This window comes from Reyranella sp., assembly GCF_004296935.1.
GTDB lineage: Bacteria > Pseudomonadota > Alphaproteobacteria > Reyranellales > Reyranellaceae > Reyranella.
Map to the genome: position 1 here is coordinate 39,039 of NZ_SCVH01000147.1, position 12,609 is coordinate 51,647.

At 66.1% G+C, this 12,609-nt stretch carries 11 protein-coding genes; 1 reads left to right on the plus strand and 10 read right to left on the minus strand.

The features are described from left to right. Positions 1–4: 4 nt before the first annotated feature. From EPO55_RS21220 to EPO55_RS21230, 3 genes are read right to left on the minus strand one after another with little or no spacing between them, the layout of a single operon-like run. Complete coding sequence (locus tag EPO55_RS21220; protein WP_296339261.1) at positions 5–2,968, minus strand: FAD-binding and (Fe-S)-binding domain-containing protein; 2,964 nt, start codon at positions 2,966–2,968, stop codon at positions 5–7. Continuing rightward, positions 2,926–3,915, minus strand: coding sequence for a tripartite tricarboxylate transporter substrate binding protein (locus tag EPO55_RS21225; protein WP_296339262.1), 990 nt, complete (start codon positions 3,913–3,915; stop codon positions 2,926–2,928). The genes EPO55_RS21220 and EPO55_RS21225 overlap by 43 nt, the downstream gene beginning before the upstream one ends. Before the next feature lie 2 nt (positions 3,916–3,917). Continuing rightward, on the minus strand, positions 3,918–4,601 hold the full coding sequence (locus tag EPO55_RS21230; protein ID WP_296339263.1) for a GntR family transcriptional regulator: 684 nt from the start codon (positions 4,599–4,601) through the stop codon (positions 3,918–3,920). 61 nt (positions 4,602–4,662) lie between these two features. Between EPO55_RS21230 and EPO55_RS21235 the strand changes: the two genes are divergently transcribed. Next, complete coding sequence (locus tag EPO55_RS21235; RefSeq protein WP_296339264.1) at positions 4,663–5,856, plus strand: aminotransferase class V-fold PLP-dependent enzyme; 1,194 nt, start codon at positions 4,663–4,665, stop codon at positions 5,854–5,856. Between the two features lie 143 nt (positions 5,857–5,999). On the opposite strand, the gene EPO55_RS21240 is transcribed toward EPO55_RS21235, so the two are convergent. The 7 genes from EPO55_RS21240 to EPO55_RS21270 all read right to left on the minus strand — a co-directional run. Continuing rightward, positions 6,000–6,446 (minus strand): hypothetical protein, encoded by a 447-nt coding sequence (locus EPO55_RS21240; protein ID WP_296339265.1) that lies wholly within the window; start codon positions 6,444–6,446, stop codon positions 6,000–6,002. 47 nt (positions 6,447–6,493) lie between these two features. Beyond that, positions 6,494–7,501 (minus strand): ABC transporter ATP-binding protein, encoded by a 1,008-nt coding sequence (locus EPO55_RS21245; RefSeq protein ID WP_296339266.1) that lies wholly within the window; start codon positions 7,499–7,501, stop codon positions 6,494–6,496. After that, positions 7,498–8,514: an ABC transporter ATP-binding protein gene (locus EPO55_RS21250; RefSeq protein WP_296339267.1), complete on the minus strand. Its 1,017-nt coding sequence runs from the start codon at positions 8,512–8,514 to the stop codon at positions 7,498–7,500. Before EPO55_RS21250 ends, EPO55_RS21245 begins: the two co-directional genes overlap by 4 nt. Then, positions 8,511–9,383: an ABC transporter permease gene (locus EPO55_RS21255; RefSeq protein WP_296339269.1), complete on the minus strand. Its 873-nt coding sequence runs from the start codon at positions 9,381–9,383 to the stop codon at positions 8,511–8,513. The genes EPO55_RS21250 and EPO55_RS21255 overlap by 4 nt, the downstream gene beginning before the upstream one ends. 1 nt (position 9,384) lies before the next feature. Continuing rightward, positions 9,385–10,326, minus strand: a complete 942-nt coding sequence (locus tag EPO55_RS21260) for an ABC transporter permease (protein WP_296339270.1) — start codon at positions 10,324–10,326, stop codon at positions 9,385–9,387. Positions 10,327–10,348: 22 nt separating this feature from the next. Next, on the minus strand, positions 10,349–11,935 hold the full coding sequence (locus tag EPO55_RS21265; protein ID WP_296339271.1) for an ABC transporter substrate-binding protein: 1,587 nt from the start codon (positions 11,933–11,935) through the stop codon (positions 10,349–10,351). Between the two features lie 79 nt (positions 11,936–12,014). Beyond that, a partial coding sequence (locus tag EPO55_RS21270) for an MlrC C-terminal domain-containing protein (protein WP_296339272.1) occupies positions 12,015–12,609 on the minus strand: 595 nt, incomplete at its 5' end.

A 12,609-nucleotide genomic window follows, 5' to 3' on the forward strand; every position in this document is an offset into this window, starting at 1 on the left:
CCGATCAGACCAACGCGCGCTCGAGTACCTGAGCGACGTGTATCGCCTGTCGATCCGTGCCATCGGCGATCTGATGGCGGCACGAAGTGCCGTCGGCGACGACGAGCGCGTTGGCATCGGCCTTGCGCACCGCCGGCAGCAGCGAGAGCTCGGCCATCGCGATCGACGTCTCATAGTGCTCGGCCTCGTAGCCGAAGCTGCCGGCCATGCCGCAGCAGCTCGATTCGATCGGGCTCACGGCAAGCTCGGGCACCAGCGACAGCGCCTCCTGAACGGCGCTCATCGCACCGAACGCTTTCTGGTGGCAGTGGCCGTGCAGCAGCGCGCTCTTCTCGGGCAGCGGCTTGAGGGTGAGCGCGAGCCGGCCGGCCTTCTTCTCGCGGACGAGGAACTCCTCGAACAGGAAGGCGTTCTTCGCCACCGCCTCGGCTTCTTCGCCGAGGCCTATCGCCAGGAACTCGTCGCGCAAGGTGAACAGGCAGGACGGTTCGAGGCCGATCACCGGCACGCCCTTGACCACGAACGGCACCAGCGCCTGCAAGAGCCGCATCGCCTCCTGCTTCGCCTGCTCGACCTGACCGGTTGCCAGATAGGTGCGGCCGCAGCAGAGCGCGCGCGCGCCAATGGTCGGCCAGGCGACGGCGACGCGATGGCCCGCCGCCTCCAGCACCCGCCGCGCGGCATGCAGGATCTCGGGCTCGAAATTGTTGGAGAAGGTATCGGCGAAGATCACCACCGTGGCGTCGGCCGCATCGACGTCGGTCGTGGTGAGGAAGGTGTCGCGCCGCCACTGTGGCAGCCTGCGCTGCTTGGCGAAGCCCAGGTAGGACTGCACGAACCAGGCGGCATTGAACAGCCACGGCAGGCGCCGCGCCCACGGCGCCGTTCCCGGCAGGTCGCCGATCAGCCGGTCGCGCAACCTGAGGCCCTTGGCCATTCGGCGCGCCGACTTGGCCTCGATCTTCATGCGCGCCATGTCGACGCCGGTCGGGCAGTCGCGCTTGCACCCCTTGCAGCTCACGCAAAGGTCCATCGCCGCCGCCACCGTATCGGAGCTGAGCGCGGCGACGCCGAGCTGTCCCGAGAGCGCAAGACGCAAGGTGTTGGCGCGGCCCCGGGTGAGGTGCTTCTCATCCCGCGTGACGCGGAAGCTGGGGCACATGGTGCCGGCGTCGAACTTCCGGCAATGGCCGTTGTTGTTGCACATCTCGGCGGCCTTCGCGAAGCCGCCGGTCGGATCGCCGCCGGTGCCGGGCGCCGTCGTCACCTCGGTCATCGGATCGATCTGGACGTCCCACGCCGACCAGTCGAGCGCCGGCTTGTAGTCGATGCCGGCATAGTCCGGCTTGAAGCGGAATAGCGAGCGATCGTCCATGCGCGAGGGCCGCACGATCTTGCCGGGATTCATAATTCCCGCCGGATCGAACAGGTCCTTCACCGCCTCGAAGGCCTTGGTGAGCCGCGGGCCGAACTGCCAGCCCACCCACTCCGAGCGCACCAGCCCGTCGCCGTGCTCGCCCGAGAAGGCGCCCTTGTATTCGCGCACCAGTGCCGAGGCCTCCTCGGCGATCGCCCGCATCTTGGCCGCACCCTCGCGGCGCATATCGAGGATCGGCCGCACATGCAGCGTGCCGACCGAGGCATGGGCGTACCAGGTGCCGCGCGTGCCGTGCTTGGTGAAGACATCGGTGAGGCGCTGCGTGTAGTCCGCGAGGTGTTCGAGCGGCACGGCGCAGTCCTCGATGAAGGACACGGGCTTTCCGTCGCCCTTCATCGACATCATGATGTTGAGGCCGGCCTTTCGGACCTCCCACAATGCCGACTGCGGCCCGGGCTCGGGCATCTCGACGACGCTGCCGGGCAGGCCGAGATCGCCCATCAGTTCGACCAGGCGCGCGAGATCGCGAAGCTGATCTTCGCGCGTCTCGCCGGCGAACTCGACCAGCAGGATCGCCTCGGGCTGACCGATCAGGGCCCGCTCGATCACTGGCCGGAACGCCGGATTGGCGCGTGCCAGCTCGATCATGGTGCGGTCGACCAGCTCGACGGCCGTGGGCTTCAGCTTCACGATGTGCTGGGCGCTGTCCATCGCCTTGTGGAAGCTCGCGAAGTTCACCACGCCCAGGGTCTTGTGCTTCGGGACTGGCGCCAGCTTCAGCGTGAGCCGCTGGGTCACCGCCAGCGTGCCTTCGCTGCCGACCAGCAGATGCGCCAGGTTCACGGAATTGTCGGTCGTGTAGGGCCGCTCCGACTGCGGAAAGAAGATGTCGAGGTTGTAGCCGCCGACCCGGCGCAGCACCTTGGGGTACATGCGTTCGATCTCGGCCCTCTCGGCAAAGGCCAGCGCCGCCACCTTGTCGGCGATCTCGCGCACACCGGCCGGCATGTCCTCGGGCCGGGCCGAGCCGAAGCGCGCCCGCTGGCCGTTGGCCAGGATGGCGTCGATCGAGGCGACGTTATGGACCATGTTGCCGTAGCGGATCGACCGCGAGCCGCAGGAATTGTTGCCCGCCATGCCGCCCAGCGTGCATTGCGCCGAGGTCGACACGTCGACCGGGTACCAGAGGCCGTGCGGTCTCAGCCACGCATTGAGCTGGTCGAGCACGACGCCCGGCTGCACCGTGACCTCGGCCTTGCCCTTATCGAAGCCCACGACCTCGCGCAGGTACTTCGAGACATCGACGACCAGCGCCTCGCCCACCGTCTGGCCGCACTGCGACGTGCCCGCGCCGCGCGGCAGGATTGCGGCCTTGGCGTCGCGCGCGACGTCGATGACGAGGCCGAGATCGATCTCGTCACGCGGCACGACCACGCCCACCGGCTCGATCTGGTAGATCGAGGCGTCGGTCGAGTAGCGTCCGCGCGAGGCCTTGTCGAAAAGGACCTCGCCCTTGATCGTGCGGCGCAGGGTTTCTTCGAGCTGGGTCAGTCGAGCTTCACCCCGGCCGCGGTGACGACCTTCTGCCATTTCTCGATTTCGGCGCGGATGCGCTTGGCGAAGTCGGCGGGCTGCTCGCCGCCGACCTGCGCCGTCTGGTCCAGCCAGATCTTCTGCAGCTTGGGATTGGCCATCGCCTTCACCACCTCGGCGTACATGCGGTCGACGATCGGCTTGGGCGTGCCCTTGATGGCCCACAGGCCGTACCAGGTCGATACGATCCAGTTGGGCACGCCGACTTCGGCGGCTGCCGGAATGTCCGGGAACTCCGTGGTGCGCTTGGGCGTGGCGACGGCCAGTCCGATCAGCTTGCCCGCCTTGATCTGCTGTGCCGAGGTGCCCATGCCGTCGAACATCATGTCGACATTGCCGGCGAGCAGATCCTGCATCGCCGGGCCGGCGCCGCGGTAGGGCACATGGGTGATCTCGGTCTTGGTCTCGAGTTTGTAGAGCTCGCCCGCCAGGTGATGCGCCGTGCCGGCGCCCGGCGAGGCGTAGTTCACCTTGCCGGGGTTGGCCTTCACGTAGGCCAGGAATTCGGCATAGGTCTTCGCCGGAATCTTTGTCGGATTGATCGAGATCACCTGCGGTACCAGCGCGATCATGGTGATCGGCTCGAAGTTCTTCTCGAGGTCGTAGTCGAGGTTCTTGTAGATCGAGGGCGCGATGGTGTGATGGATGGCGCCGACGAAGAACACCGAGCCGTCGGGCTTCATCTTGGCGGCCTGCGAGGCACCAACCGTGCCGCCCGCGCCACCCTTGTTGTCGATGATGATCTGGCAGCCGAGCTGCTCGCCGACCTGCGCCGCCAGCGGCCGCGCGAAAGTGTCTGTGCCGCCGCCGGCCGGGAACGGGTTGATCCAGGTGATGGTGCCCGGCGGCCACGCCTGGGCGCGCGCAATCGAGGGTGCCGCGAGCGAGGCCGCGAGACCCAGCTTGAGGGCGCGGCGGCGCGAGGTGGTGGACGTGAGCTTCATGGTCAATTGCCTCCCGGCATCTTTTCGTTGTTCATCGTTTCCAGCACCGCCTGCTGCTTGGCACGCAGGTGCTTGATCAGGACGTCACGTAGCGCAGGCCCGTCGCGCGCGGCAAGCGCCGCGATCATGTCGCGATGTTCGGCCACGGCCTGGTTCCATTTCGCGATATTGAGGTTGGACCGGAATCTGAGGGCATGCAGGCGCGTGTTCAAGGTCCGGTAGGTATGGGTGAGCACCGGATTCGCGGCAATGGCGTTCAGCCGATCGTGGATGACGCGATTGATCTGGTAGTAGGCCGGCAGATCGTGGCGCGAATGGGCCGCCTCCATTTCGGCCTGCAGGGCACGGAGGTCGGCGATGTCGCCGTCGGTCACGCGGGAGACGGCGAGTTCGCCGGCAAATGCCTCGAGCGCGCCCATCACCTCGAAGGCGTGCTGCACGTCCTCGCGCGACATTGCCACGACCTGGGTGCCGCGGTTGGGCAACTGCACCAGCAGTCCGTCGCCCGCCAGCATGCGGAAGGCCTCGCGCAGCGGCGTGCGCGACACGCCCAACTGCTCGCTGAGTTCCCGCTCGTTCAGTTTGGCGCCAGGCGCCAGCGCCCCTTCGATGATCAGGGTGCGCAGCCGCTCCGCCGCTGCTTCGGGCAACGTGAGGCGGGCGATAGGGATGTTTGAGCCGTCCACTGGACTCAGTTTGGCATATTGTATACAAAATGCAAGACGGCAGATCGAAAAGGACAGACAGATGCGCCTGAACTCACATCCCAGCGGACGCCACTTCCTCCAGATTCCCGGACCGACCAACGTTCCCGACCGGATCCTGAGGGCGATGGATCATCCGACGATCGATCACCGCGGGCCCGAGTTCAACGCGCTGGCCAAGAAGGTGCTGCGCAGCGTCCGCCAGGTTTTCCAGACCAAGCAGCCGGTCATCATCTACCCCGCCTCCGGCACCGGCGCCTGGGAAGCCGCCCTCGTCAATACGCTGTCGGCGGGCGACACGGTGCTGATGTGGGAGACCGGCCACTTCGCCTCACTGTGGAAGAAGATGGCCGACAAGCTCGGCATCAAGTCGGAGTTCATGGGCGGCGACTGGCGCAAACCCGCCGATCCAGCGGCGATCGAGAAGCGCCTGAAAGAAGACAAGGGCCACGCCATCAAGGCCGTGTGCATCGTCCACAACGAAACCTCGACCGGCGTGGTGACCGACGTGAGCGCGGTGCGCCAGGCCATCGATGCGGCGAAACATCCGGCGCTGCTCCTGGTCGACACGATCTCTTCACTCGGTTCGATCGACTATCGCCATGACGCCTGGGGCGTCGACGTGACGGTGGCGGGATCGCAAAAGGGCCTGATGCTGCCGCCCGGCCTCTCCTTCAACGCCATCAGCGAGAAGGCACTGGCCGCGTCGAAGAGCGCCAATACCCCGCGCGCCTTCTGGAACTGGGAGGAGATGCTGACCGCCAACGCCAACGGCTGGTTCCCCTACACGCCGGCCACCAACCTGCTCTATGGCCTCAACGAAGCCTGCGACATGCTGTTGGAGGAGGGCCTCGACTCCGTCTTTGCCCGCCACGCGCGCCACGCCGAAGCCACGCGCGCCGCCGTCACGGCCTGGGGTCTCGAAATCCTGTGCAGCGACGCCAAGGCCTGCTCAGGCTCGCTGACCGCCATCATGATGCCCGAGGGCCACGATGCCGACGCCTTCCGCAAGGTGGCGCTGGAGAACTTCAACCTGTCGCTCGGCCAGGGCCTCAGCAAGGTCGCGGGCAAGGTGTTCCGCATCGGCCATCTCGGTGACTTCAACGATTTGATGCTAATGGGGGCGCTCTCCGGCGTCGAGATGGCGCTTGGCCTTGCCAAGGTGCCGCACAAGGCAGGCGGCGTTCAGGCCGCCCTCACCTATCTCCGCGACACGGCGCCGGGGGCTAGGCGATAGTCATAGCGCTCAAATCGCATCACCGTCGTTGAGCGCCTTTGTCACCCTTTCCGTGGCACCTTCCTCATTCATCGCGCCAATCCCCTGGGCGGCCTTGCGGCGTACCCAAAAGCCGACGAGAACCATGAACGACCCGATGCCCGTCAGCGCCAGCGCAAACGAACTCGGCCCCGGTTCCAGATAGGCGGTAGCGGGATTGCCTGGATCGTAGGCGACTTCGGCGTCGTTCCGACGGGATGGCGCTCCTTCATCTTCGCCGCGCCGGCGGAGTTCTGCATGCCGAGGTCGTAAGGCTCGACGCCGCCCGCCACATATTCGCGGTCTGCGACACGGTAGCGGAAGAGCACGTGAAAGCTGTTCCAGCTCTCTTCCTGCGCTCCGCCGGTCCGGCGAGTGGCCGACGCGCTTTGCCGTAGCAGTTCGGCGCTGGTGATCGTGGCGGAAACACGCGGCCATTTCAGGGTCATCGCGCCCATGAAAGCCGCATAGGCGCCGATCCCGAAGATCACCGTCCCGAGCACCATCAGGTTGCGCCCGAACGCCATTCCGCCCTTGTTTGCTGCGCTTCCTCGCGATTTCCTTCGCGCCATGGCTTTCGCTCCTCAACGGCAGATCGCCGGCTTTCCGGGTTCCTTCGCTACCGCACGGACAGCGGCCCCGGATCGCCGCCGACGGGGCGGCGCAGGCAAGCGACGTGGTGGCCTTCCGCCACCTCGATCAGCGGCGGCGCCGTGACCTTGCATTCGGGCATCGCATAGGGACAGCGCGTGTGGAAGTGGCAGCCGGGCGGCGGATTGGCCGGGCTCGGCACGTCGCCCTGGACGATGCGCTTCCTCTGCCGGCGCCGCTTGGGATCGGGTGCGGTGGCCGCCGACAGGAGCGCCTCGGTGTAGGGATGCAGCGGCTTCATGAACAGCGTGCGCTTGTCCGTGAGCTCGACGATGCGGCCGAGATACATCACCGCGATGCGGTGGCTGATGTGGCGCATCACCGCCAGATCGTGGCTGATGAAGAGATAGGCGAGCCGGAATTCCTCCTGCAGGTCGATCAGCAGGTTGAGCACCTGCGCCTGCACCGACACGTCGAGTGCCGAGACCGGCTCGTCGGCCACGATCACGTCCGGATTGACCGCCAGCGCCTTGGCGATGCCCAACCGCTGGCGCTGGCCGCCGGAGAATTCGTGGGCGTACTTGCGCATGGCGTCGGGCCTCAGTCCCACGCGCTCGAACAGGCGGGCGACGCGCTCGTCGGTATCGCGGCCGCTCGAGAGGCCGAAATTCTCCAGCGGCTCGCCCACGATCGTGCCCGAGGGCAGGCGCGGGTTCATCGACGAGTAAGGATCCTGGAAGATCGTCTGGATGCGGCGGCGATGCGCCCACATGGCACCGGGCTTCAGTGCCGAGATGTCCTCGCCGGCCAGCACGATGCGCCCGGCGGTGGGTTCGATCAGCTTCAGCACCGTCTTGCCGATGGTCGACTTGCCGCAGCCCGATTCGCCCACCAGGCCCAACGTCTCGCCGCGGGCGATCGAGAAGGAGACGCCGTCGACCGCCCTCACCTCGCCGACGCGCCGCTGCAGCAGCCCGCCATGGATGGGGAAATGTTTTACGAGGCCTTCAACCTCGAGGACCGGCGGCTCGCTCATGGTGTGCTTGCCCGGACGCGATCGACTTCCCAGCAGACCACGGTGTGACCGGCGCCGACGTCGACGAGCGGCGGTGGCTCGACGTGGCATCGTTCGGTCGCGAAGCCGCAACGCGGCGCAAAGGCGCAACCGGGAATGGGCTGCGTGAGCCGCGGCACGAGCCCTGGAATCTCCTGCAGCCTGGGCCGCGTGCCGGCGGCGTCGGCCTCGATGTCGAGCCGCGGGATCGCCCGCATCAGGCCGCGCGTGTAGGGGTGCAGAGGCTGCCCGAACAGCGCCTCGACCGGCGCCTCCTCGACCTTGCGGCCGGCGTACATCACCACGACGCGCTCGGTGGTCTCGGCCACGACGCCGAGATCGTGAGTGATCAGCACGATGGCGGTGCCGGTCTTTTCCTTGAGCTCGAGCATCAGCTGGAGGATCTGGGCCTGGATGGTGACGTCGAGCGCGGTGGTGGGCTCGTCGGCGATCAGCACCTGCGGATCGCAGCTGAGTGCCATGGCGATCATGACGCGCTGGCGCATGCCGCCCGAGAGCTGGTGCGGATATTCGTCGAGCCGGCGCCTGGCGTCGGCGATGCGCACCAGGTCGAGCATCTCGAATGACCGCTCGCGCGCCGCCCGCCACGACACACCCATATGGCGCACGACGTTCTCGGCGATCTGCGTGCCGACCGTCAGCACCGGATTGAGGCTGGTCATCGGCTCCTGGAAGATCATGGAGATGCGATGGCCGCGCAGGCCCTTCATCGCCTCCTCGCCCAGCGTCGTGAGCTCCTCGCCCTCGAACTTGATCGAGCCCGCCGCGATGCGTCCCGTCTCGGGCGGGATCAGGCGCAGGATCGAGAGCGCCGTCACCGACTTGCCGCAGCCCGACTCGCCCACGATGCCGAGCGTCTCGCCACGCGCCAGGTCGAACGACACGCCGTCGACAGCGCGGACCACGCCGTCCAGGGTGTTGAACTGGGTCTGGAGGTCGCGGACCTCGAGGATGTTGCCGGCGGTGGCGCTCACAGGCGCCTCGCCAGGCGCGGATCGAGCCGGTCGCGCAAGCCGTCGCCCAACAGATTCACCGCCAGCACGGTGATGGCGAGGAACGTGCCGGGGATCAGGATCGTCCAGGGTGCGATCTGGAAGAAGGTTCGACCCTGGGCGATGATGTTGCCCCAGCTCGGCACCTCGGGTGGCACGCCGGCGCCCAGGAACGAGAGCCCCGCCTCGATCAGCATCGCCGAGGCGCAGACATAGGTCGATTGCACGATCAGCGGCGCCAGCGTGTTGGGCAGGACATGGCGCAGCAGCAGCTTGGTATTCTTGGTGCCGCCGGCGATGGCGCTTTCGATATAGGGCTGACTGCGGATCGACAGCACGACGGCACGCACGACGCGCACGATGCGCGGGACCTCGGGAATGACGATGGCCAGGATCACGATGCCGAGGCTGGGACGCGTCAGCGTGATCAGCGCGATGGCGAGCAGGATCGAAGGGATCGCCATCAGCCCGTCCATGACGCGCATGACGATGCCGTCGACCTTGCGGAAATAGCCGCACAGCAGGCCGAGACCGAGGCCGACCGCACTGGAAAACAGCGCGACCGAGAGACCGACGATCAGCGACACGCGCGCGCCATAGACGGTGCGGGAAAAGACGTCGCGCCCGAACTGGTCGGTGCCGAACCACCAGCGCTCCGACGGCGGGCGCAGACGGTTGACCGGCGCGATCTTGAAGGGGTCGCTGTAGGCGATGTAGGGCGCGAAGATGGCCACGATGATCAGCGCCGCCAGCAGGACGGCGCCGAAGGTGATCGTGGGATTGCGCCGGATGGCGGTCGCCAGCGAGAAGCGGCGCGGCGGCAGGACGAGGTCGTCGGTGATCGCGGTCATGTCAGTAGCGGATGCGCGGATCGAGGAATGCGTAGGAGATGTCGATGATCAGGTTCACCAGCACCTTGGCGGCCGCGAACACCAGGATCAGCCCCTGCACCACCGGATAGTCACGCTTCAGCACGGCATCGACAGTGAGACGGCCGAGGCCGGGGATGTTGAACACCGTCTCGGTGATGACCACGCCGGAGATCAGCAGCGCAATGCCGATGCCGATCACGGTGACGATCGGCACGGCGGCGTTCTTGAGCGCATGCAGCAGCAGCACGCGGTCGGTGGCCAGTCCCTTGGCATTGGCGGTGCGGATGTAATCCTGCGCCAGGACCTCGAGCATCGAGGCCCGCGTAATGCGGGCAATCAGCGCCATGTAGGTCACGCCCAGCGCCACCGACGGCAGGATCAGGCACTCGACGAACGGCCACAGGCCCTCGGCGATCGGGCGATAACCCTGCACCGGGAGGAGCTGCCACTGCACGGCGAAGAAATAGATCAGGATATAGGCCAGCACGAACACCGGCATGGCAAAGCCCAGCACGGCGAAGCCCATGACCAGGCGGTCGACCAGTTTGCGGGCCTTCCACGCCGCCACGACACCGATGGGAATGGCCAGCGCCACGGCCACGAACAGGGTGGACAGCGTGAGCGCCACAGTAGGTTCGAGACGCTGCGAGATCAGGCGCGTGACGGCCAGGTTGGAGAAGATCGACACGCCCATGTCGCCCTGCAGCAGTTGCAGGATCCACACAAAGAACTGCTCGACCATCGGCCGGTCGAGTCCAAGCTTGGCGCGGACAGCCGCGATCGCCTCGGCCGTGGCGTCCTCGCCGGCGATGATCGCGGCCGGATCGCCCGGCGCAAACCGCAGGAGGAAGAACACGAACAGCGCCACCACTGCCATCACGGGCAGGGTGGCGAACAGTCGGCGCACGATATAGGCGGTCATGCGCGCCGCCTCGGAAGAAGCATCACTTCTTGGTAATGCCCCACAGAACCGCAAGGCCGGTGTTGGGCACGACCCCGTCGATCTTGTCGGCGCGGAAGGCGAGCGGCGTGTTCCATTGCCCGAATGGGATGTAGACAACCTGCTCCATCGCCTTCGTCTGAAGATCGGTCGCGATCTTCTTGCGCTCTTCATCGGTCTGGGCAAACGCAAAGGCGTTGCGCAGCTTCTCGATCTCCGGATCGCACGGCCAGCCGAACAGGCCCTTGTCGCAGGCAGCACCTATCCAAGTGTGCAACACCGGATTTGACGCGCCGACACCGCCGGTCGTGGTGACGAAGATGTTCCAGCCGCCCTGGGCCGGCGGATCCTTCTTGGCGCGGCGCGAGACGACCGAGCCCCAGTCCATCGACTGGGCATCGACGTTCAGGCCCGCCTCGCGCATCGCCTGCACCAGCACCTGGGTTGCCGGCGTGATGGTGTTGTGGTCGGTGGTGAACAGCACGGTGATCGGCTCACCCTTGTAGCCGGCCTCCTTCATGAGCTGCAGCGCCTTCTTGGGATTGTAGTCCTTCAGGAAAGCGGAGCCGCCGGTGTTCTCGTAGGGGCCACCGCAGGTCAGCAGGCCGTGGCAGACCCGGTAGAATTCCGGATTGCCGACGATGGCGCGCAGGAAATCCTCCTGGTTGATCAGGTGGTACATCGCCTGCCGCGCCTTGACGTTGTTGAACGGCGGATGGAGATGGTTGAGCCGGATCATGCCCTGCGTGCCGTCGATCTTGCCGGTCATCATCAGCTTGACGCCCTTGGCCTTGGCCAGGATCGGCAGGAAGTCGTTGTTGGGCGCCTCGTAGAAGTCGATCTCGCCGTTGACCAGGGCCGACATCGCCGTCTGCGGATCGGAGATCCACACCAGCTCGATGCGGTCGACACCCGGGATCTTGCTGCCGGCGAAGGACGACGGCGGCTCGTTGCCGGGGCGCGGCACATAATCCTTGTTCTTGAGATAGACGGCCTTGCTGCCGGGAACCCACTGCTCCTTGGCGAACTTGTAGGGGCCGGAGCCGATCGCCTCCTTGACCTGCTGCTGCGGGTCGGTGAGCGCCTCCTGCTCGCGCATGATGACGGCGACCGAACTGCCGCTCTTGCCGAGCGACTCCAGCACCATGCCGTAGGGTTCCTTCAGGATCATCTTGAAGGTCTTGTCGTCGACCGCCTCCTGTTTGACCACATAGGAGAACAACCGGATGCCGACACCGTCCTTGGAGCCCCAGCGCTTGAGCGAGGCCATGACGTCCTTGGTGGTGACGGGCGTGCCGTCATGGAACTTGAGACCGTCGCGCAAGGTGAAGGTGTAGGTGAGCCGGTCCGGGCTCACCTCGTACTTGCCGACCATCTGCGGCTGCGGCTTCAGGTTGGCGTCATTTCCGAACAGCGTGTCGTAGATCAGCATGCCGTGGATGCTGGCAATGGTCTGGGTGGTCCAGATCGGATCGATGACACGCACGTCGGCATGCATCACCGCCCGCAGGACTTTCTCCTGGGCCTGCCCATGGGCCGCCGCAAACGGAACGACCAGCGCCACGGCGCCCGCGAGAATACGTTTCAACATGCGATCGTCTCCCTAAGCTCCCCGCAGCGAGTATGCTAAGCGCTGCTCATGATTGTCCAGCACGACGCCCAACACGACACTAGGAAATGAGCCCACGCGGCCTTGCATCGGGATCGAGCGGCCAGATCGGCCGTTGCACCTTCGTATAGGGCACCTTGCGGTGGTCGCGCCTGAGCGGACCACTGGATTCGACATAAATCACCTTCTTGGCGATCGGTCCGTAAGCCGCCATGAAGTGATTGGTCGACTTCACAACGACGATCTTCCTTTGTGCAGGATCGATGCCAAGATTCGTGAAGAGTTCCAACCCGGTCGCCTGGGTGCGCTTGGTGATCAGCACGACATCGACACCATCGACTCGCACTGCGGCACAATCGCCAACCGGCACCTGCGTCGGTCCAAACCGCTGCCAGGCGTCACGCTTGAGGCCGATGATCTCGACCACGGCATCCACCGGCTGTCCCGAGGACGGCGCGATCTTGCCGCCGAAGCGCAGGCCGATCTTCGCGCCAAGACCGGCGTCGAAGCAGATGCGGACGGCGATCGGATCCCAGATCGGCCCGAGGCAGGCGTTCTCGACCTTGTTCGCGATCAGGTGGCGCAGGATGTCGGTGTTGTCCGAGGGCGCGCCACCGCCGGCGTTGTCGGCGGGATCGGCGATCATCACCGGCAGG

Excerpts from the sequence above, each read along its gene's own strand:
- EPO55_RS21220 (WP_296339261.1), bottom strand. The coding sequence starts at position 2,968 with ATGGCAGAAGGTCGTCACCGCGGCCGGGGTGAAGCTCGACTGACCCAG.
- EPO55_RS21225 (WP_296339262.1), bottom strand. The coding sequence starts at position 3,915 with ATGAAGCTCACGTCCACCACCTCGCGCCGCCGCGCCCTCAAGCTGGGT.
- EPO55_RS21235 (WP_296339264.1), top strand. The coding sequence starts at position 4,663 with ATGCGCCTGAACTCACATCCCAGCGGACGCCACTTCCTCCAGATTCCC.
- EPO55_RS21240 (WP_296339265.1), bottom strand. The coding sequence starts at position 6,446 with ATGGCGCGAAGGAAATCGCGAGGAAGCGCAGCAAACAAGGGCGGAATG.
- EPO55_RS21245 (WP_296339266.1), bottom strand. The coding sequence starts at position 7,501 with ATGAGCGAGCCGCCGGTCCTCGAGGTTGAAGGCCTCGTAAAACATTTC.
- EPO55_RS21255 (WP_296339269.1), bottom strand. The coding sequence starts at position 9,383 with ATGACCGCGATCACCGACGACCTCGTCCTGCCGCCGCGCCGCTTCTCG.
- EPO55_RS21260 (WP_296339270.1), bottom strand. The coding sequence starts at position 10,326 with ATGACCGCCTATATCGTGCGCCGACTGTTCGCCACCCTGCCCGTGATG.
- EPO55_RS21265 (WP_296339271.1), bottom strand. The coding sequence starts at position 11,935 with ATGTTGAAACGTATTCTCGCGGGCGCCGTGGCGCTGGTCGTTCCGTTT.